The organism is Yersinia mollaretii ATCC 43969 (assembly GCF_013282725.1).
Taxonomy (GTDB): Bacteria; Pseudomonadota; Gammaproteobacteria; order Enterobacterales; family Enterobacteriaceae; genus Yersinia; species Yersinia mollaretii.
In genome coordinates this window covers 4,499,808-4,520,549 of the sequence record NZ_CP054043.1, presented here as the reverse complement: position 1 = coordinate 4,520,549, position 20,742 = coordinate 4,499,808, and the positions used below count along the sequence as shown (strand labels likewise).

Here is a 20,742-nt window from a genome sequence, read left to right as displayed (position 1 = left end):
ATCACTTTCCTTGCGTGGCGAAAAATTTATTAGGATTGTGGCGCAACATCATTTCCACCTGAGCGTGGGAAATCCCTGCGGCCAGTAACATGGGAATAAACGAATCAACTAAATAACTAAACCCGCTGCCACCATTCGCTTTTAAATGGGAGCGGCGGGTGATATCCATCGACAGCATCACTTTGTCCAATAAACCGTGTTCAGCCAGCATAACAAGCATTGCGACCCTGCGTTCATCGGGGAAATAGCTGTTTTTACCAATAGTATCGAATTGGACATAGACGCCCATATCGATCATTTCTAGTATCAGGTCCGGCTGCTCTTTCAGGTCGCAATGGCCGATAACCACGCGATCCAGCGGCACACCATGTTGTTTGAGCAGGGCTATCTGTTGTAAGCCCATGGTGCTGAAACTGGTATGGGTCGAGATGGCGAGGCCGGTAGCATGGTGGGTCAGCGCTGCGGCATGAAAAACTTTTGCTTCATCGGGGGTAATCACACCTTCACTGGTGCCGATTTCGGCAATCACGCCCGCTTTCAGTTCAGTACCGTCGATCCCCGTTTCGATCTCATCAATCATGGTCTGCGCCAATTGTTGCGCCGTGCTTTCGCGCACCATTTGCGGGTAGAAACTGTCGGTATAGTAACCGGTTGAAGCGATGACATTTATGCCACTGTCGCGCATCAGATTCAATAAAAATTGGGGGTTACGGCCCATGTATCTGTTGGTCACTTCGACGATATTGGCGACCCCTTTGCTCACTAATTCGCGCATTTCGTCACAGATGGGCTGATATTGATCCAGCCGACAGTCCAGATTATTTTTAAATCCAGACAGATCAATGTGGAGATGTTCGTGCGCGTAGGTGTATCCATTGGGATTAATCATCGGGCAGGCTCCGAAACAGGTAAATATAGGGGCAAAATCTCACCCGATATTGACAGCCGTTTATCGCTGGGCGATTGATTTCATTAGTGTCGCTTATGATGTCGGCAACTAATATATCGGCAGATTAATCAATCAGTACAGTAATAATATGACTTATCAGCCATATTATTCGATAAAGCTATCACGAGAACATATTACATAGGCTAAAGCATTAGGTTGACGCTGATTATCCGGGTTTGTTAACCCAACCGATTGCCGCGACTGTCATAGCAACCGAGTAAACGGGGTTCCCCGCTTTGAATGCCATCAATCAATACCACGTCACTACGAGTCGTAAATATCTGGGTGCGGAAACTCATGATAACCGGGCTGCCTATCGGGAATTCACCCGCTAAACGGAGGCAGTAATCGATACTGCTCTCATCAGTCGGTAATACCGAACTTTGGCTGAACTGATTGTCGTGGTGAATCAGTGCATTTTTTAGATGACCTCGGCGATAGTAGCCACCACCAAAGAAATAGCTGTTACCCGAAAAATGGTGGGAAATCTCGGACAGATAGAGCATAGATATCTGCTCCGGCTGATCACCCTGCTGATTGGCGGGGATTGTCCCCGTGAGGGCATGGCCGGGTTCTCCGTGTGTCACGCCCAATTGGGCTAATTGTGGCAGGGTAGAACAACTGGTGGCTGAAGGGGCATTCACCTGTTCAATATCTACGCCCTCAGCCGCCAATATATCTCGCGCTGCCAGTAAGGTGCGCATATTCGCGGTGGGTAAGGTCTGGTGTGAAGAGGGGTCATACATCATGCAAGGGAAGTGGGTTATCCCGACTAATCGCACCGCCGGTAATTGACGGATGGCCGCGATGATTGCGGGTAACTGCGTTAATTCAAACCCCGCTTCTTGCCCGGCATACAGCACGTCGCCAGCCTGACAGACTTTCAGCATTAGTGGCTGAGTAATGTGTTGTTGGTGCGCTGCCTGTGAGATCTCCAATGCTTTCTCCAATGAGAAAACGGTAATCACTTCCGGCCGCTGACGGACTATTTCGGCCACCATGCCGGAGGGTGGCTGTACTAAATGACCCACATGAGCGACAGGGATATCGTGCTGATAGAGCTGCCGCACTTCTTTGAAATCAACGGCCACCATGCCCTGAAAGCCCGTGCCCTCATAACGACAGGCCAATAGGCGGCGACAGAGTTCAGGGTTGCGCCCGAACTGCTTGCTCATCAGATACAGTTTTATCTGGTTATGATGAGCGGTTTTTAGCAGTAAGCGGGCATTGGCCTCTGTTTGTTCAACATCAATAACATAGCTATCTGGATTGATTTTTCCCTGATGCCAGAACGAAATAGCCGCATCAATTAATTTACTGTTTTGTTTTAATAGGGTTTTTAGAAACATTTCATGTCCTAAGCGCCTGAGGCATAATTATTTTTATTAAATCATTATTATTTTGAATATTTATAACAAAAAGAACCCTAGTGTTGTCTATCTTGAAACCGTGCCACAAAGCTAAATTAGCGCAGAGGTGGCAAGTCACTAGAAAGATATAGACCGTAAAGGTTCGCGAGTAAATATCCAATTTCATTTTCAGCTGGTTTTAATGAAAAATAGGCCAATAAATCCTGATTAATCTCACGAATATAGTGAATATCTTCGCATTGGACGATTTCAGCGAGTATCTCTGGGTCCAAAGCATTAATCTCCTCACCACGGCGGGTGCGCATTAATGCATTTGCCATATGAGTGATCGCCATCGCCCCCTGCTCGCTACGAATCGGCAACTGCCAAAAATTCTCTAACCGATTGATAACTTGATCTAAACCCTGACCAATATCGGCATCAATCACCCCAGCCTGACACAAAATATTAAGACGCGGATCAACACAAATTTCCAAAGAGTTTGCCTCCTGAAAACAACAGCTTAGCCTGTAGCTAAGTCGAAGTGATTAATAACGAGGCTCTATTTCGCCCCTCTGTACTGCCCGCTGATGATTCAGCAGCAATGTTTCGTTGATCCCTTTCTCCAGCAATAATTTGATGGGGTGGTTATCTGGCCGGATAAGGATGACCGCCTGTGAGGCTTGAATATAACGCGCATCGCCTTGCAGTTTGATGGCTTGTAAATGTTCATGGGGAACATCATCAGCCAGATTCCAAATAGCGGCATCAATATCACCACGATTAATGTGCACAATACAGTCACTATAAGGTAATTCAACCAACTCAATGGGTTGCCCGGCAAATTTAATTTCAGTCAGCAAACATTGGTCGGGTGAACGCGGGTCCAATCCTACCCGGCGAATCGTGTGCTGTTCGCCACGACGGCAAATAAGCTGGTGGCCATCCACGTAGGAGCCATTTCCCAGATTTAATGCCATCGCCACTCGCCCTTGGGCCAGATAACTTTTTGCGGCCAGATGCGACACCACCGCCATATCGTAAATACCATCTATCAGGCATTCGATACGCACTTCAGCCCCACGCATATGAGCAAAATAGAGGGGGAGTAAGGTAAATTGCTCCCTTAAACCACTGGCGAGACCTTCATAAAGTTTAGTATAGGGGAGCGGCATAGCGCACACCATATTACCCAGATCCGCCTGTTGCAGTAACAGTGGCATATTCAGGTCAATCAATAAGGTACCATTGCGGCCACGGCGTTCAACGATGATGGCTCCATCCGCTTCCAGCACTTTTAAGGCGTGCTGCACAACACCGACGGAGATGCCGAAATCTTCTGATAATTCATCAATAGTTTTCAGTCGATTGCCGGGGCGCTCACCAATTAAATAGCGCGCCATAGATACTAATGCCAACCCTTCTTTTTTTATGAATTTCTTACTCATGGTAGGTCAATTCAGCCTTATTACACTCAGCAACATCCCTTACGAAGTTGAAGTCTTACGACAACACCAAGTTCCTTGGGGATAAATTATATTACCGAGTCATAAATAGTGAGGGGATAATTTTAGCCACATCAATAACTTTCAGTTATATGAATATTGAGACATTCATCCGAATGTCTCATCGTGGCAATATTAAGTTAGGATATATGAGATCTAAATCACGTTCTACCAAATTTAAGTACAATAATCAGACGGAATTTATGGCGCGGAAATATGTGAAAGGCCGAATGACCTCTCACAGAAAATTAAATAAAATTCAATAATTAAATCACTTTATGCGGCCCGAAACATTCATAGTGAATTCGTTCGGATGCAACCCCTTGTGCCAATAATTGACGCCCGGCAAATTGCATAAATCCTAGTGGGCCACAGAAGTAATAATGTCGGTTGGGATCGGCCGCCAACCACTGATGTGAACTGAGGTCCATCACCCCTTTGCTGTGATAATCCTCCCCCGGATTATCTTGCGCGGTGGGTTCGCGATACCAAATGTGGCGGCTGAGATTAGGCATATTTTCTGCTATCGCCGCGACTTCATTGGCGAATGCATGAACACGGCCATTTTCAGCGGCGTGCAGCCAATGCACTGATGCGGCATGTTGCTGGTCGTGCAGGGAATTAAGCATACTCAACATCGGGGTTTGGCCCACGCCGGCGGAGATCAGCGCCACTGGGGTATCCGGTGAGATATCCAGAAAGAAATCACCACGAGGAGGCGCGATACGTACCGTGTCGCCTTCGTTCAGTTGTTGGTGTAAATAGTTAGAGACTGTGCCTTGCTCTTCACGTTTCACCGCAATGCGGTAAGTCTTGCCGTTTGGTGCGGCGGTCAGTGAGTATTGGCGAATTTCCTGATACTCGAGCTGCTCATCTTCAATATAAATACCCAGATATTGACCCGGTTTGAAATCCAGCACTCGGCCACCATCTTCTGGTGCGAGCACGAAGCTGCAAATCACCTCACTCTGCATCTCTTTTTTGATGATGCGGAAGCGGCGCAACGTTCTCCATCCACCAGTACTTTTTTCACCTTGTTGATAAATCTGATTTTCCCGCTGAATAAACACATCAGCCAGTACCCCATACGCTTTCCCCCAAGCATCTAGCACTTCCTGACCGGGTGAGAACATTTCATCCAGCGTGCTGATTAAATGATGGCCGACGATAGCATAGTGCTCTGGCTGAATATTTAGGCTGGTATGTTTCTGGGCAATTCGCTCGACGGCGGGCAGCAAGGCGGCAAGATTGTCGATATTCGCCGCGTAAGCGCAAAGGGCGTTGAATAGCGCTTCACGCTGATCACCATTTATCTGATTGCTCATATTGAATATGTGCTTTAGCTCGGGGTTGTGCTCGAACATGCGATCGTAGAAATGCGCGGTCAGTTTAGGGCCGGTGGCGGCCAGCAATGGGATGGTGGATTGAACGGTGGCGATGGTTTGGTGGTCAAGCATGGTGACTCCTTGGTCATTTTATCCCTTGGTACTCAAAGCCGAAGCTAAAAGTATTTTGGGTTTTTATCGTGTGCAATTTAATACATGTATTTTAAATGCATCTTATAGTTTGCCCCCTCATTTGTAAATGCACTTTGTCGTTATAGGGGATTAGAGTGGCATCTCAGCTCACATAATGTGAAAAAAGCACATGATGAATGTGAGGATAATTCCCTTGCCTTGGATGAACCTTGAACAGCTCAAAGCCTTACCCAGTCTGGAGCCAATCGTTTGCGTAAAAACCTCTGTCAAGACCTATCATAACGAGGGGGAAACAGTTTACACTGTGGGTCAGAACCCAAACGGGTGACCTTCAAGGTATATTTTGTTAGCTAAGTCAGGAGAGCCGGATGTTAAAGCGTGAAATGAACATTGCCGATTATGATGCAGATCTATGGCGTGCAATGGAGCAAGAAGTGGTGCGTCAGGAAGAGCACATCGAACTGATTGCGTCTGAGAACTACACCAGCCCGCGTGTTATGCAGGCGCAGGGTTCTCAGTTGACGAACAAATATGCTGAAGGCTATCCGGGCAAGCGTTACTACGGTGGCTGTGAGTATGTTGACGTGGTTGAGCAACTGGCTATCGACCGCGCGAAAGAGCTGTTTGGCGCTGATTATGCCAACGTTCAGCCACACTCAGGCTCACAAGCGAACGTCGCGGTTTACTCCGCATTGCTGCAACCGGGTGACACGGTTCTGGGGATGAATCTGGCACACGGCGGCCACCTGACTCACGGCTCTCCAGTGAATTTCTCCGGCAAACTGTACAATATCGTGCCTTATGGCATCGACGAATCGGGTCAGATTGATTATGACGATCTGGCACGTCAGGCTGAAAAACATAAACCAAAAATGATCATCGGCGGCTTCTCTGCCTATTCCGGTATCGTTGATTGGGCAAAAATGCGTGAAATTGCAGATAGCATTGATGCATGGCTGTTTGTGGATATGGCTCACGTAGCCGGTCTGGTGGCTGCGGGTGTCTACCCTAACCCCGTTCCTCATGCACATATCGTGACTACCACCACGCACAAAACACTGGCTGGCCCACGCGGCGGCTTGATTTTGGCGAAAGGGGGAGATGAAGACCTCTACAAAAAACTGAATTCATCTGTTTTCCCTGGCAATCAGGGTGGTCCATTGATGCACGTTATCGCGGGTAAAGCGGTCGCGCTGAAAGAAGCCATGGAACCTGAGTTCAAGATTTACCAGCAGCAAGTGGCTAAAAACGCCAAAGCTATGGTGTCGGTGTTCTTGGATCGCGGCTACAAAGTGGTTTCTGGCGGTACTGAAAACCACCTGTTCTTGCTGGATCTGGTGGATAAAAATATCACCGGTAAAGATGCTGATGCTGCTTTAGGCCGCGCCAATATCACTGTGAACAAAAACAGCGTACCTAATGATCCGAAAAGTCCGTTTGTGACTTCCGGTGTGCGTATTGGTAGCCCAGCGATTACCCGCCGTGGCTTCAAAGAGGCAGAGTCTCGCGAACTGGCTGGCTGGATGTGTGATGTGTTGGACAACATCAACGATGAAGCAACCATTGAACGTGTGAAGCAAAAAGTCTTGGATATCTGCGCCCGTTTACCGGTTTACGCATAATATTGTCGGATTTGTTTTAATTGCCAAATTTGCTTTAGCCGAATAAAAACCCGCGAAAATGCGGGTTTTTTTATGTGTGTCAGAGGGCAACCAAGACCATTGCATAATGCGCGGGATATCGCATCGCTTGTGAGCATTTTGTCAATCTTGTGGCTTAAGTGTGAACTTAACCTCAAACTCCATGTTTACATACTGACAAAGTTGCTAGCAGACGGGGCCTCTGTCACAGTGATGGCTGACCTCGGAGGGATTCATGGTATTACAATCAACACGTTGGCTGTCACTCAGCTACTTCACCTATTTCTTTTCTTATGGCATTTTCCTGCCTTTTTGGGGCATCTGGTTACAAGGGGAAGGGATACCCCCTGAAACTATTGGTATTTTACTGGGCGCGGGGTTAATTGCCCGATTTCTTGGCAGTCTGTTGATTGCCCCCAGTGTTAAAGATCCTTCCCATCTGGTAACAGCTATTCGCATTTTGTCACTGCTGACACTGGTGTTTGTGGTCGGTTTTTGCTTTGGCCATGGTTGGGCATGGTTGATGCTGGTGATCGCCGGATTTAACCTATTTTTTGGCCCATTGGTGCCACTGACTGATGCGCTAGCGGCCACTTGGCAGAAACAGATCACCATGGATTACGGCAAAGTCCGGCTATGGGGATCGTTAGCTTTTGTTATCGGTTCGGCGTTGACTGGTCAATTGGTCTCCATTTGGGGTCATCCTGCCATTCTCTATAGCCTGATTTTTGGTGTTTCAGCCATGTTGCTGGGCGCACTACTGAAACCTAATGTGATGCCACAGGGTGAGGTTAAGCATCGTAATGTGGTCGCCACTCACTGGAAGGTGCTGCTGTCTGATTCACAAGTGTGGCGCTTTTTACTCTGTGTCACCTTATTGCAAGGTGCACACGCCGGTTATTACAGTTTCAGCTCCATTTACTGGAAAGAGGCGGGCTATTCTGCTGCGACCATTGGCTATTTATGGTCGTTAGGGGTGGTGGCCGAGATTCTGGTTTTCGCGTTCAGTAATGTGCTATTTCGTCGCTGGACTGCCCGTGGTCTGCTGCTGCTTTCTGCCATTACCGGGATTATTCGTTGGAGCCTAATGGCCTCAACCACTGAGCTGCCGTGGCTCATTTTGATTCAAATCCTGCATTGTGGTTCGTTTACCGTCTGCCATTTAGCGGCGATGCGGTTTATTGCCGCACGGCGTGGGGCAGATGTGATCCGCTTACAATCGGTCTATTCAGCACTGGCAATGGGCGGGGGGATTGCGGTGATGACCGTGATATCCGGTTTCCTGTTTGAGCATTATCAAGGAGGCGTGTTCTGGGTGATGGCATTGATTGTGATTCCGGCGCTGTTTATTCGCCCTCAAGTGGCAGCGAGTCAGGAAGAGCAAACCGACTAAGGCAATTCCAGCACGTTGCGTAACTGCTTGTTTTGTTTGTCACTTAGTGGCAAGAACACCTGAATCAGTGGCGGGGCTGATTCAGGTTGGCGTACCGCATAAGGTGTGAGCACCACCGCTGTGCCTGGTGGCGCGCCGGATTGCAGATAAACATCATGGGGCAAATACTTAATATGCAACGGCAGTAGGGTTAACTCGCGAACCTGTTGCTCCACCTGCTGTTCCAATTGCGGGTTATTTCGCGTCAGCAGTAAAATCTGCTTCTCCTGCAAGGCATTTTCCTGCATCAGCCACGCACCAAAGCTAATGGCAATCAGGCCAACTTCGTCGGTGGAAAATTCAATCTGATACTCCTGTTCGAAAATAATCAGCGCTTGTTTGGTGATCCGTAGCAGCCGGGGATATTTACGGATCACCTCTTCCAGTAATGAATTATCAATACCGATATTGAAATAACAGCGCTCAATGGCGGGGGCCAGATGGGCAAAGAGCTGGCTGATCAGCGTGTCATTACTGCCGAGAGTCATACCTGAAAGTTGCTGAAAACGCGCGATCAACAGATAAATAGCCTCAATCAGGCGGTTATCTTCCGCTGATTGAGTGCTGTGATAGCTGTGCGCTTTAATCATCGTCAACATCAGGATCAGGATATCCCGTTCAACCTTATCCAGCGGATGACCCAATAGCGAGTGGCCTAACAGTGGATTAAGTGAATCATACAAACTGTCAGCCGCCGCTAACGCGGGTTTACATTTTAACCACTGTTGCTGGGTGAGTGAGAGTTCAGGCGGTGCTTGCTGCTGACTTTCCCAAGTACAATAGGCTAAATAGAGCTGTAAAAACTGGCGATCTTTGTCATTGAGCTGCCGATTAAGGTGCGGTTCGCACTGGCTGACGACGTGGGGTAAATGCTGCGATAGCACCGAGTCATCCCACGACAATGCTTGATATAGGCTGGGGGCAAACTGGTTCTCAACGAAATGCGGGCAATAGCGCAAGCCACGCCGCAACCAATGAATCAGGCAGAGTCTTTGGTCGAGGTGACTCCCCTGAATCACGCAATGATCGTTGCTATCGGCACTGAGCTGCAAATGGTAGAAACGCTGGATTTCGTTAGCCACCTCGGCTATATCTTGCCGGGTAGTCGGTATCCCGACCCCATTGAATTGGCTGATAGTTTCCAGTGGCACCTTGCGCGCAGGCATAAACAGCATGAGCACCATATGACAGCGCCGTTGTTGGCTTGATAGTGGTTGATCGGATAACAGGGGCACAGAAGAAGTCTCCAAGCGCATATAACCTTCCGTGATGGATGTGTTGTTATTCATCATCCTTAAGCATAGCAAAAGAGATTCTATCCGTTTTAATGAGTCGATGAGCTTTTACATCGATTTACATCATAGTTACCGTAGAGTATCCAAGGATTGATTAATGCATGATATGTTATATCGTTACTATTTAGTCGTAATGAACCGACTATTGGCCTTACTACTCGCGGGGAGCGCCGTTATTTATAGCCCATTGGCTGGGGCGCATCCGCACAGTTTTATTGATATGGACGCCACTTTCGTCAGTGAAAAACAGAGGCTGGTGGGGGTGAAAATGGTCTGGACGATGGATGAAATCACCTCGGCCGATCTGCTCTATGACGCAGAAAATGCCAAAAGTGACTCTGAAATCTGGAAAAAATTGGCCGCTGAAGTGATGGCAAATGTGTTGGGGCAGCACTACTTCACGGATATTTACCGTGATGGTAAACCAGTGAAATATAAAAATTTACCGACAGAGTATCACTTGTCCCGTAAGGGGCATCAGGCGGTGTTGGAGTTTGTGATGCCACTGGCCGAGCCACAGCCGCTGGTGGGTAAACCTTTTATTATCTCAACTTACGACCCGACCTATTTTGTGGATATGACCTATGACGGTAACAAGGCGGTCAGGTTATCGGCTGAAATGGAAAAAAGCTGCCAGTTGACCCTATTCACGCCGAACCCCAATAGCTCATTACAGGCCTATGCGTTGTCGTTGGATAAAAGTGATTCCCCAGGAGAAGATATGGAACTTGGAAAACAATTCGCACAACGGATAACTGTGCAATGTCAGTAGGTATCACAGCGGCTACGCGGCAGCGGCATTGGGTGATAAACCTCTGGCCACTGTTGCTGTTTTTATTGCTGCTGGCTGGCGCGGCACAAGTGGCATGGCTCTATTGGCCTGAACTGCTGTTCAAAACCGTGGTTTGGCAAAAAAGTATGCATCAACAGATGGCGCAGTTACTGCAACAGGTCAAGGAGAATCCTCATCAGACTGGCATGGCGCTGATGATGTTCAGCCTGATCTATGGGGTACTCCATGCGGTGGGGCCGGGGCACGGTAAAGTGGTGATAATCACTTATCTGGCAACCCATCCAGCGCAGCTAAAAGGTAGCCTGAAACTGACCTTTGCCGCCTCGATACTGCAAGGTGGGGTGGCTATCTTGCTGGTCACATTATTGCTGGGGGTTTTGCAACTCTCCTCCCGCTATCTGCACCAAAGTAGTTTCTGGCTGGAGAAGGGGAGTTTCTTACTGGTGATTGCATTGGGCGTTTTGCTCTGTTTTCGCGCCATAAAACGGCTTTATCAGCAGGTAAAAGCGCTAAAACCGCAGAAAATCACTATCAAGCGGATACAGCCTCTGGAGGCCGATCATGTCCACAGTGACGACTGCGGCTGTGGGCATCGCCATCTGCCCAGCGCCCAAGAGCTACAGGCGGGTGATGACTGGCGCACCCGTTTGGCGATTGTATTGGCGATGGGGATGCGGCCCTGTTCCGGTGCGATTATGGTGCTGCTGTTTGCCAAGGTAATTGGAGTATATTGGTGGGGCATTTTATCGGCCATCGCCATGGCAATCGGGACATCACTCACCATCTCGCTGTTGGCCCTTTTTGTACACTATGCGCGGCGATTGGCAGTACATTTAAGCCGCAAGCGGGCACCTGCGGCTTGGGGGGCAATTGCATGGGCGACGTTGGCGCTAACGGGCGGGATTATCTTGCTGTTTGCTGGCGTGCTGCTTTATCTCTCCAGCCAGCCAGAAATGATGGGGGGCATCCGGCCCTTCGGGCGCTAAATTTCGCAATAAAAAAAGCCAGTCAGGATTAGCCGACTGGCTTTTTTCGTTGAAACAGCGACTCGTGAAGCGTTAGCGCTTCAATGCATCACTGATTTCATCGCTCATGGCTTGAACGATAGATTTCACAATACGTGGATTACCGGCCACGATATTGCCAGAGCTGAAATGGTTATGGCCGCCAGCAAAGTCAGTCACGATACCGCCAGACTCACGAACTAACAGCTCACCACCCGCGAAATCCCACGGCTTCAAGCCAATTTCAAAGAAGCCATCAACGCGACCAGCAGCTACATACGCCAGATCCAGCGCCGCTGAACCGGTGCGACGGAAGTCAGCACACTGTTCAAACAGTTTACCCACCACGCGCAGATAAGCGGGCGCGTGCTGTTTTACTTTGAATGGGAAACCAGTGGCTAAAATAGTGCCGTCTAAATCTTTGGCGTTGGTGCCGCGCAGACGATAACCGTTTAACTGAGCGCCCTGACCACGGGTAGCTGTAAACAGTTCGTTACGCATTGGGTCATAAACTACCGCCACTTCAGTGCGGCCTTTGATGCGCACGGCGATAGAAACAGCAAAATGGGGGAGACGTTTGATGAAGTTGGTAGTGCCATCCAGTGGATCAATAACCCATTGCACATCATAATCTTCGCCGAGCAACTCACCGCACTCTTCACTAATAATAGAGTGTTTTGGGTAAGATTTACGGATAACGTCGATGATCAGATGCTCCGCATCACGGTCTACGTTAGTAACAAAGTCATTACTGCCTTTCTGGCTCGCTTCGACAGCGTCCGGGGTCTCATAATTTTTGGCAATCAGGTTACCGGCCTTACGCGCAGCGCGTATGGCGATAGTCAGCATCGGATGCATGGGTATCTTTCCACTAGGATGTTAAAGAACGAGAAACGGCGCATAGTATAGCAGGGGTTCTGATAAATGCCTATACCCGTCCCCCTTCAAGATGCAGGGGTGTTGGCTGTCTTCCCTTATCCCGGTCACTTAGTTATCTAAGCTCCCAGGAGTTCACTCAGTTGCCGCCTACCTGCATCTCGAAGTAGCTTGGGTATACGTCTGTGTTAAGATATGCCGATTCCCCGTTATCCTCAGAGTTTGTATGTTACACAATATCCGTATCGTTTTGGTTGAGACCTCCCACACCGGCAACATGGGTTCCACAGCCAGAGCCATGAAAACAATGGGATTAACCAATTTGTATCTGGTCAATCCTTTGGTAAAACCTGATTCTCAGGCGATTGCGCTCTCTGCCGGTGCCAGCGATGTCATTGGCAATGCCACAATCGTCGATACCTTGGATGAAGCGCTGGCTGGGTGCAGCTTGGTCGTCGGGACAAGCGCCCGTTCCCGCACCTTGCCTTGGCCCATGCTGGAGCCGCGTGAATGTGGCGTGCGCAGCGCGCGTGAAGCAGAACATGCACCGGTTGCACTGGTATTTGGTCGTGAGCGAGTGGGTTTGACCAATGAGGAGCTACAAAAATGCCATTATCATGTCGCGATCCCCGCAAATCCAGAATACAGCTCATTGAATCTGGCGATGGCGGTTCAAATCTTAGCCTATGAAGTGCGAGTGGCCTTCCTTGATCGCCAGCAAGCGGCGGCACCCGTCATAGAAGAAGAGGAAGCCCCTTACCCATTGGTGGACGATCTGGAGCGCTTTTATCTGCATCTGGAACAGGTTTTATCCCATAGCGGTTTTATCCGTCAGGCACATCCAGGCCAGATAATGAGCAAGTTACGTCGCCTGTTTACCCGTGCGCGTCCAGAGGCTCAAGAGCTGAATATCTTGCGCGGTATGCTGACATCAATCGAAAAGCAGGGTAAATATCCACAGCGTGATGCGGGTCACTCGGCTGAAAATAATAAAAATTAATTATTTATATCAATTGGTTATTATGAAATCTGTACCTGTTTATTGAGAATGGGACAGACAAATAATACTTGAGTGGATTACTAGGTTAAATAGTTGACTAAAATACTCAAGAATGTCAGAATTCTGGCTTGTTCTCACCAACAGGTAATTTAGCTATGAGACTGACATCCAAAGGCCGTTATGCCGTGACCGCCATGCTTGATGTGGCATTACATTCCCATGACGGGCCAGTTCCTCTGGCCGATATTTCTGAACGTCAGGGGATTTCGTTATCCTACTTGGAACAGCTTTTTTCGCGGTTACGCAAAAATGGTCTGGTCGCCAGTGTACGTGGTCCAGGTGGCGGTTACCTGCTGGGTAAAGATGCATCCGCAATCGCGGTCGGTGCTGTTATCACTGCCGTTGACGAATCAGTTGATGCCACCCGTTGTCAGGGTAAAGAGGGTTGTCAGGGCGGTGATCGTTGCCTGACTCACACATTGTGGCGTGATCTGAGCGAGCGCATTAGCAGCTTCCTCAACAACATCACACTCGCAGAACTGGTTAATAACCAAGATATCCTAGAGGTTGCGGATCGTCAGAATAACGATACGCGCCGTACGGCCAATGGCCGACCGCAAGAGACGATCAACGTCAATCTGCGCGCATAAGCAGAATCTGCGGAATTTTACGTTTTGGAAGTGATGTACGGAGCATAAGAGCAATGACCGAATCAAAAATAAAGACACCGATCTATCTGGATTATGCAGCAACGACCCCGGTAGATCCTCGTGTCGCTGAAAAAATGATGCAGTATCTGACTCTGGATGGCATTTTCGGTAACCCCGCCTCGCGTTCCCATAAGTTTGGCTGGCAAGCAGAAGAAGCTGTTGATATTGCACGTAATGATATTGCCGCATTAGTCGGTGCTGACCCTCGCGAGATCGTCTTCACCTCGGGTGCAACTGAGTCTGATAATCTGGCAATTAAAGGTGCTGCTAACTTCTATCAGAAGAAAGGCAAGCACATCATCACCTGTAAAACCGAACATAAAGCGGTGCTGGATACCTGTCGCCAACTGGAGCGTGAAGGCTTCGAAGTGACCTATCTGGCTCCGCAGTCTAACGGTATTATCGACCTGAAACAGCTTGAAGCGGCAATGCGTGAAGACACCATTCTGGTTTCTATCATGCACGTGAACAATGAGATCGGTGTGGTGCAGGATATCGCTGAAATCGGCGAGATGTGCCGCAGTCGCGGAATCATTTTCCATGTTGATGCCACACAAAGCGTCGGTAAATTACCCATTGATCTGAGCAAACTGAAAGTCGATCTGATGTCCTTCTCTGCCCATAAAGTTTATGGTCCGATGGGGATTGGCGCGCTGTTTGTTCGCCGTAAACCTCGCATTCGTATCGAAGCACAGCAGCACGGTGGTGGTCATGAGCGCGGTATGCGTTCTGGCACGTTACCGGTGCACCAGATTGCTGGCATGGGTGAAGCTTACCGTATCGCAAAAGAAGAGATGGAGAGCGAAGCCGCGCGTCTGCGTTCACTGCGTCTGCGTTTGTGGAACGGCCTCAAAGATATTGAAGAAGTTTACCTGAATGGCGATTTGGAGAATGGCGCACCTGGCATTCTGAACGTCAGCTTCAACTATGTTGAGGGTGAGTCGCTAATCATGGCACTGAAAGATTTGGCTGTCTCATCCGGTTCAGCCTGTACCTCCGCGAGTCTGGAACCTTCTTACGTGTTGCGTGCGTTGGGGATGAACGACGAACTGGCTCACAGTTCAATTCGTTTCTCTCTGGGGCGTTTCACCACCGAAGAGGAGATCGACTACGCCATTGCGCTGGTACGTAAATCCATTGGCCGTCTGCGTGACTTGTCTCCGTTGTGGGATATGTTCAAACAGGGCGTGGATATCAGCAGCATTGAATGGTCTCACCATTAATTCCAGACTTTAAGATTGAGGAGTAATCACATGGCTTACAGCGAAAAAGTAATCGATCATTACGAAAATCCCCGCAACGTCGGTTCATTCGACAACGCAGATCCTACCGTAGGTAGCGGCATGGTTGGCGCACCCGCGTGTGGTGATGTCATGAAGTTGCAGATCAAAGTGAACGAAGCCGGCATCATTGAAGATGCGCGTTTCAAGACTTATGGCTGCGGCTCTGCCATTGCTTCCAGCTCTCTGGTCACTGAGTGGATGAAAGGTAAGTCACTCGATCAGGCTGAAGCGATCAAAAACACTCAGATCGCCGAAGAACTGGAGTTACCGCCAGTCAAAATTCACTGCTCGATTCTGGCAGAAGACGCTATTAAAGCCGCTATCGCCGACTACAAAAGCAAACGTACTGCCAACCAGTAATGGTGGTATGGCTGTGGTCAGCAGGTAGTTTTAACATAAGTTATTAATAACTAGCTCATTGTTGAGGTTGTTGTATGTCGATATCAATCAGCGACAGTGCTGCACAACGGGTCAGCGCTTTTTTGAGTCACCGTGGTAAGGGCTTAGGTCTGCGCTTGGGTGTCAGAACATCGGGCTGCTCCGGTATGGCATATGTGCTCGAATTTGTTGACGAAATGAACGATGACGATATCGTTTTTGAAGACAAGGGCGTGAAAGTGATCATCGACGGCAAGAGCATGGTCTATCTTGACGGCACCGAACTGGATTTCGTCAAAGAGGGGCTAAACGAAGGCTTTAAGTTCAACAATCCGAATGTCTCAAATGAGTGCGGATGTGGCGAAAGCTTTAACGTCTAACCACGGCTTCGTTCCTGCCTCAAGCACTTGATATCTTATATACCCAAAGTCATTGGAGTTGCAGCTAACACCCCTGCAGCTTCAAGGGCGAAGGGGATAACTCCAGAGCATGTTATGGATTACTTTACATTATTCGGGTTGCCGCCTCGCTATCAGATTGACGGCAACCTAGTCACGACCCGCTATCAAGAATTGCAACGCCAATTCCACCCCGACCGTTTTGCAAACCAGCCTGAACGCGAGCGTTTGGCCTCTTTGCAACAAGCCGCGACCATCAATGATGCTTACCAAACCCTCAAGCACCCGTTAAAACGGGCCGAGTATATGCTATCTTTGCAGGGTTTTGATTTAGGCAATGAACAGCACACAATGCACGATACCGCGTTTCTGATGGAGCAGTTGGAGTTGCGTGAAGAGCTTGATGCTATCGAACGCCAACCCAATGCTGAAGCCCTGCTTGCGGAGTTCAATCGTCGTCTGGCGTTGATGACGCAAACGCGCAGTCAGCAGATGGTTGAGCAACTGGATCAACAGCAGTGGGAGTCCGCAGCAGATACAGTGCGGAAATTACGTTTTCTGGATAAATTGCAGCAGCAGGTTGAGCAGCTCGAAGAGCGCCTGTTCGACGATTTTTCTTGAGGATCTTGCCCAACAAACTCTCATAACAGTGAGTTATCAAACGACCTCTGCAACAGATCTGAATATAACGCAGGGCCTTGGTATCTCGCCGGATAGATTTTGCTTTTTAGACTCATGATTGATGGAAGCTCAACATGGCCTTATTACAAATTAGTGAGCCCGGTTTAATGGCGGCCCCACATCAACGTCGGTTAGCGGCGGGGATAGATTTAGGCACCACCAACTCATTGGTCGCCACGGTGCGCAGCGGCAAAGCGCAAACACTGGCAGATGAGCAGTTGCGGGATCTTTTGCCCTCAGTGGTGCATTATCAAAAAAATGGTATTGATGTCGGTTGGCATGCGCGCGAGTTTGCCGCACTGGATCCGGTCAATACCATCAGCTCAGTCAAACGCATGATGGGCCGCTCTTTGGCGGATATCCAGCAGCGTTACCCCAATTTGCCTTACCAATTCCAATCCAGCGAAAACGGCTTGCCGATGATCCAGACTGCGACGGGATTAGTCAATCCGGTGCAGGTCTCTGCGGATATCCTCAAAACCTTAGCGCAGCGTGCACAGGCGGCGCTGGAAGGGAGTCTGGATGGCGTGGTGATTACGGTTCCTGCCTATTTCGATGATGCACAGCGGCAGGGCACCAAAGATGCCGCGCGTCTGGCTGGGCTGCATGTGCTGCGCTTGTTGAATGAGCCCACCGCTGCGGCTATCGCTTATGGCTTGGACTCCGGCCAGGAAGGGGTGATCGCGGTTTACGATCTGGGGGGCGGCACTTTTGATATCTCCATTCTGCGTCTGAGCCGTGGTGTGTTTGAAGTACTGGCGACAGGTGGCGACTCCGCATTAGGTGGCGATGATTTCGACCATCTATTAGCTGATTGGCTGCGTGAGCAAGCAGGTATTAATTCCCGTGATGACCACAGTGTGCAACGGCAGCTACTTGATGCGGCGATTGCCGCCAAAATTGCCTTGAGTGATGCCGATGTTGCGGAGGTCTCTGTAGCGGGCTGGCAAGGGCAAATCACGCGGATGCAGTTTGAGTCGCTGATTGCCTCACTCATCAAACGCACATTAATGGCTTGTCGCCGCGCGCTGAAAGATGCGGGTGTCACGGCGGATGAAGTGCTGCAAGTGGTGATGGTCGGGGGATCGACCCGTGTTCCGCTGGTGCGTGAACAGGTGGGGCAATTCTTTGGTCGCACGCCGTTAACCTCGATTGATCCCGATAAAGTGGTCGCCATTGGCGCGGCTATTCAGGCTGATATTCTGGTGGGCAATAAGCCAGACAGCGACATGCTGCTGCTTGATGTTATCCCGCTCTCATTGGGGCTGGAGACGATGGGCGGTCTGGTGGAGAAAGTGATTCCACGTAACACCACCATTCCAGCAGCCCGCGCCCAAGAGTTCACCACCTTTAAAGATGGTCAGAGCGCGATGATGATCCATGTGCTGCAAGGTGAGCGCGAACTGGTGCAGGATTGCCGTTCACTTGCCCGTTTCACCTTGCGCGGTCTGCCGCCACTGCCGGCGGGTGGAGCGCATATTCGCGTCACTTTTCAGGTAGATGCGGATGGCCTATTGAGTGTCACGGCGATGGAGAAATCCACTGGCGTTGAGGCATCGATTCAGGTGAAGCCCTCTTATGGGCTGTCCGACGATGAAATTGCCAATATGATCAAAGATTCGATGGCGAATGCGCACGCCGATATCAATGCACGTAAGCTGGCGGAGCAGCAAGTCGAAGCCTCCCGTGTGCTGGAGAGTTTACAGGGCGCATTGGCGGAAGATGCTGCCCTCCTCAGTGAGCAAGAAAACGCAGCTATCGCGCAAGCGATAACGTTATTACAGCAGCAGATGCAGGGCAACGACCCCCAAGCAATCGAAGCTGCGATCAAGGCGTTAGATACACAAACGCAAGATTTTGCCGCGCGCCGGATGGATGCTTCTATTCGCCGTGCTTTGGCTGGCCATTCAGTGGATGAGGTTTAATCATGCCCAAAATAGTATTTCTGCCCCATAAAGACCTTTGCCCGGATGGCGCAGTGCTGGAAGCAACCCAAGGTGAAACCATTCTGGATGTTGCCTTGCGCAATGGGATCGACATCGAGCACGCCTGCGAGATGTCCTGCGCCTGCACCACCTGCCACTGTGTGGTGCGCGAAGGTTTTGACTCTCTGCCAGAGAGTAGCGAGCTGGAAGATGACATGCTGGATAAAGCATGGGGTCTGGAGCCAGAGAGCCGCCTGAGCTGTCAGGCCAGAGTCACCGATGAAGATCTGGTGGTCGAGATCCCGCGTTACACCATCAACCATGCCCGGGAGCATTGATATGAGCTTAACTTGGCAAGATACCCGTGAGATTGGCGAAGCCCTTTACGACCAATTCCCCGATCTTGATCCTAAAACGGTGCGCTTTACCGATATGCATCAGTGGATTTGTGATTTGGAAGAGTTTGATGATGATCCGCAAGGATCAAATGAAAAAGTGCTGGAAGCTATTTTGTTGGTCTGGTTAGATGAATTTAGCTAATCATTGATGAGGGTCGCGCAAGCGGCCTTTTTTTATGTTGGATCTGATATCTTATACCCAAAGTCATTGGAGTTGCAGGTAGGCAGCCAGCAAACGAATCCCGATGAGCTTACATCGGTAAGTGATTCGGGTGAGTGCGCGCAGCTAACACCCCTGCGGCTTCAGGGACGAAGGGTATACAGTAAAAAAATAATAATGACGAGGTAACCGATGACAACCGAAACAATGCAAATATCTCTATCCGATAAGCCTGCCGATGCCCGTTGGGGCGAAAAAGCGCTGCTCAGCACTGATGCTAAGGGCATGACCATTCACCTGACGGCGAACGGCAAATTGGGGGCTATCCAACGTGCCGCCCGCAAGATAGATGGGCAAGGTATTAAGCAGGTCAAACTGGCCGGTGAGGGCTGGGGACTGGAGCAAAGCTGGGCATTCTGGCAAGGGTTCCGTGGGCCAAAAGGCCAGCGCAGCGTTGAGTGGGCAGAACTGCCAGAGAACGAAAAAACCGAGCTGGAACAGCGCCTTAAAATTATCGACTGGGTGCGCGACACCATTAATGCGCCCGCAGAGGACTTAGGCCCAGAGCAACTGGCGAAAAACGCCATTGATTTGATGTGTGCCGTCTCCTGTGATGCCGTCACCTACCGCATCACCAAAGGTGAAGATCTGCGCGAGCAGGGTTATGCCGGGATCTATACCGTCGGGCGCGGCTCTGATCGCGCGCCGGTATTATTGGCGCTGGACTATAACCCGACCGGCAATCCAGATGCACCAGTGATGGCCTGTCTGGTCGGCAAGGGAATTACCTTTGATTCAGGCGGCTATAGCCTGAAACAGAGCGCGTTTATGGATTCCATGAAATCCGATATGGGTGGTGCGGCGACCGTGACCGGGGCTTTGGCGCTGGCAGCGGCCCGTGGGCTGAAGGAGCGCGTGAAGCTCTATCTCTGTTGTGCCGACAATATGGTGAGCGGCAATGCCTTTAAGCTGGGTGATATTATCCGTTACCGCAATGGTAAGACGGTCGAAATCATGAACACCGATGCGGAAGGGCGTTTGGTCTTGGCTGATGGCTTGATTGATGCTTCAGAGCAGAAAGCGCCTTTGATTATTGATGCAGCCACCTTAACTGGCGCGGCAAAAACCGCACTGGGCAATGATTACCATGCACTGTTCAGTTTCGATGATGAGTTGGCGCAAGAACTGCTGAACAGTGCAAAAAGTGAGCATGAACCTTTCTGGCGCTTACCTTTGGCTGAATTCCATCGCAGCCAGTTGCCGTCCAATTTTGCTGAGTTGAATAATGTGGCGGGTGCCGCTTACAGCGCGGGTGCTAGCACCGCAGCGGCTTTCTTGTCCCATTTTGTGAAAGATTACCAGCAAGGCTGGCTGCATATTGACTGTTCTGCCACTTACCGTAAAGGTGCGGTGGATCAGTGGTCCGCTGGTGCTACTGGGCTAGGTGTGCGGACCATTGCCAACTTGCTGTTGGCGAAAGCAAAATAA

At 49.8% G+C, this 20,742-nt stretch carries 21 protein-coding genes; 14 read left to right on the top strand and 7 right to left on the bottom strand.

The window, feature by feature from the left end; all coding sequences use genetic code 11:
• Position 1: 1 nt before the first annotated feature.
• The 5 genes from HRD69_RS20045 to hmpA all read right to left on the bottom strand — a co-directional run bounded on the left by HRD69_RS20045 (position 2) and on the right by hmpA (position 5,260).
• On the bottom strand, positions 2–889 hold the full coding sequence (locus HRD69_RS20045) for a phosphotriesterase-related protein (protein WP_004874641.1): 888 nt from the start codon (positions 887–889) through the stop codon (positions 2–4).
• A 239-nt stretch (positions 890–1,128) separates the two neighbouring features.
• Positions 1,129–2,298, bottom strand: coding sequence for a YhfX family PLP-dependent enzyme (locus tag HRD69_RS20040; RefSeq protein ID WP_004874642.1), 1,170 nt, complete (start codon positions 2,296–2,298; stop codon positions 1,129–1,131).
• A 116-nt stretch (positions 2,299–2,414) separates the two neighbouring features.
• Complete coding sequence (locus HRD69_RS20035; protein ID WP_004874643.1) at positions 2,415–2,795, bottom strand: PRD domain-containing protein; 381 nt, start codon at positions 2,793–2,795, stop codon at positions 2,415–2,417.
• Positions 2,796–2,846: 51 nt separating this feature from the next.
• The gene (gene yhfZ, locus HRD69_RS20030; RefSeq protein WP_004874644.1) at positions 2,847–3,746 is read right to left on the bottom strand and encodes a GntR family transcriptional regulator YhfZ; all 900 of its coding nucleotides are present in this window, start codon (positions 3,744–3,746) and stop codon (positions 2,847–2,849) included.
• Between the two features lie 323 nt (positions 3,747–4,069).
• Positions 4,070–5,260 (bottom strand): NO-inducible flavohemoprotein, encoded by a 1,191-nt coding sequence (gene hmpA, locus HRD69_RS20025; protein WP_004874646.1) that lies wholly within the window; start codon positions 5,258–5,260, stop codon positions 4,070–4,072.
• Positions 5,261–5,649: 389 nt separating this feature from the next.
• Between hmpA and glyA the strand changes: the two genes are divergently transcribed.
• Complete coding sequence (gene glyA / locus HRD69_RS20020; protein ID WP_004874647.1) at positions 5,650–6,903, top strand: serine hydroxymethyltransferase; 1,254 nt, start codon at positions 5,650–5,652, stop codon at positions 6,901–6,903.
• Positions 6,904–7,156: 253 nt separating this feature from the next.
• The gene (locus HRD69_RS20015) at positions 7,157–8,314 is read left to right on the top strand and encodes a 3-phenylpropionate MFS transporter (RefSeq protein ID WP_032813928.1); all 1,158 of its coding nucleotides are present in this window, start codon (positions 7,157–7,159) and stop codon (positions 8,312–8,314) included.
• On the opposite strand, the gene csiE is transcribed toward HRD69_RS20015, so the two are convergent.
• A complete protein-coding gene (gene csiE, locus HRD69_RS20010) occupies positions 8,311–9,609 on the bottom strand; it encodes a stationary phase inducible protein CsiE (RefSeq protein WP_032813949.1) in 1,299 nt (432 codons plus the stop codon). The two genes, HRD69_RS20015 and csiE, sit on opposite strands and share 4 nt — an antisense overlap.
• Before the next feature lie 145 nt (positions 9,610–9,754).
• Here csiE and HRD69_RS20005 point away from each other — a divergent pair, with 145 nt between their 5' ends.
• Positions 9,755–10,420, top strand: coding sequence for a DUF1007 family protein (locus HRD69_RS20005; protein WP_161597830.1), 666 nt, complete (start codon positions 9,755–9,757; stop codon positions 10,418–10,420).
• Positions 10,411–11,427 (top strand): nickel/cobalt transporter, encoded by a 1,017-nt coding sequence (locus HRD69_RS20000; protein WP_032813932.1) that lies wholly within the window; start codon positions 10,411–10,413, stop codon positions 11,425–11,427. Before HRD69_RS20005 ends, HRD69_RS20000 begins: the two co-directional genes overlap by 10 nt.
• A 72-nt stretch (positions 11,428–11,499) precedes the next feature.
• Here HRD69_RS20000 and suhB read toward each other — a convergent pair whose 3' ends face one another.
• Positions 11,500–12,303, bottom strand: a complete 804-nt coding sequence (gene suhB, locus HRD69_RS19995; protein ID WP_004874651.1) for an inositol-1-monophosphatase — start codon at positions 12,301–12,303, stop codon at positions 11,500–11,502.
• Between the two features lie 244 nt (positions 12,304–12,547).
• Here suhB and trmJ point away from each other — a divergent pair, with 244 nt between their 5' ends.
• The 10 genes from trmJ (at position 12,548) to pepB (ending at position 20,742) form a co-directional block, all read left to right on the top strand.
• Positions 12,548–13,321 (top strand): tRNA (cytosine(32)/uridine(32)-2'-O)-methyltransferase TrmJ, encoded by a 774-nt coding sequence (gene trmJ, locus HRD69_RS19990; RefSeq protein WP_004874652.1) that lies wholly within the window; start codon positions 12,548–12,550, stop codon positions 13,319–13,321.
• A 155-nt stretch (positions 13,322–13,476) separates the two neighbouring features.
• Positions 13,477–13,971 carry a Fe-S cluster assembly transcriptional regulator IscR gene (gene iscR, locus HRD69_RS19985; RefSeq protein WP_004393583.1) on the top strand — a complete coding sequence of 165 codons (495 nt, stop codon included), beginning with the start codon at positions 13,477–13,479 and terminating at the stop codon, positions 13,969–13,971.
• 68 nt (positions 13,972–14,039) lie between these two features.
• The gene (locus tag HRD69_RS19980; RefSeq protein ID WP_032813951.1) at positions 14,040–15,254 is read left to right on the top strand and encodes an IscS subfamily cysteine desulfurase; all 1,215 of its coding nucleotides are present in this window, start codon (positions 14,040–14,042) and stop codon (positions 15,252–15,254) included.
• Positions 15,255–15,284: 30 nt separating this feature from the next.
• Entirely contained in the window at positions 15,285–15,674 is a 390-nt protein-coding gene (iscU, locus tag HRD69_RS19975; RefSeq protein ID WP_004874654.1) for a Fe-S cluster assembly scaffold IscU, read from the top strand.
• Positions 15,675–15,748: 74 nt separating this feature from the next.
• Positions 15,749–16,072: an iron-sulfur cluster assembly protein IscA gene (gene iscA, locus HRD69_RS19970; RefSeq protein WP_004874655.1), complete on the top strand. Its 324-nt coding sequence runs from the start codon at positions 15,749–15,751 to the stop codon at positions 16,070–16,072.
• Positions 16,073–16,186: 114 nt separating this feature from the next.
• Positions 16,187–16,711, top strand: a complete 525-nt coding sequence (gene hscB / locus HRD69_RS19965) for a co-chaperone HscB (RefSeq protein ID WP_004874656.1) — start codon at positions 16,187–16,189, stop codon at positions 16,709–16,711.
• Between the two features lie 134 nt (positions 16,712–16,845).
• The gene (hscA, locus tag HRD69_RS19960) at positions 16,846–18,696 is read left to right on the top strand and encodes a Fe-S protein assembly chaperone HscA (protein ID WP_004874657.1); all 1,851 of its coding nucleotides are present in this window, start codon (positions 16,846–16,848) and stop codon (positions 18,694–18,696) included.
• A 2-nt stretch (positions 18,697–18,698) separates the two neighbouring features.
• Positions 18,699–19,034, top strand: coding sequence for an ISC system 2Fe-2S type ferredoxin (gene fdx, locus HRD69_RS19955; RefSeq protein WP_004874658.1), 336 nt, complete (start codon positions 18,699–18,701; stop codon positions 19,032–19,034).
• A 1-nt stretch (position 19,035) separates the two neighbouring features.
• Positions 19,036–19,236: a Fe-S cluster assembly protein IscX gene (iscX, locus tag HRD69_RS19950; protein ID WP_004874659.1), complete on the top strand. Its 201-nt coding sequence runs from the start codon at positions 19,036–19,038 to the stop codon at positions 19,234–19,236.
• A 210-nt stretch (positions 19,237–19,446) separates the two neighbouring features.
• Positions 19,447–20,742 carry an aminopeptidase PepB gene (gene pepB / locus HRD69_RS19945; RefSeq protein ID WP_032814856.1) on the top strand — a complete coding sequence of 432 codons (1,296 nt, stop codon included), beginning with the start codon at positions 19,447–19,449 and terminating at the stop codon, positions 20,740–20,742.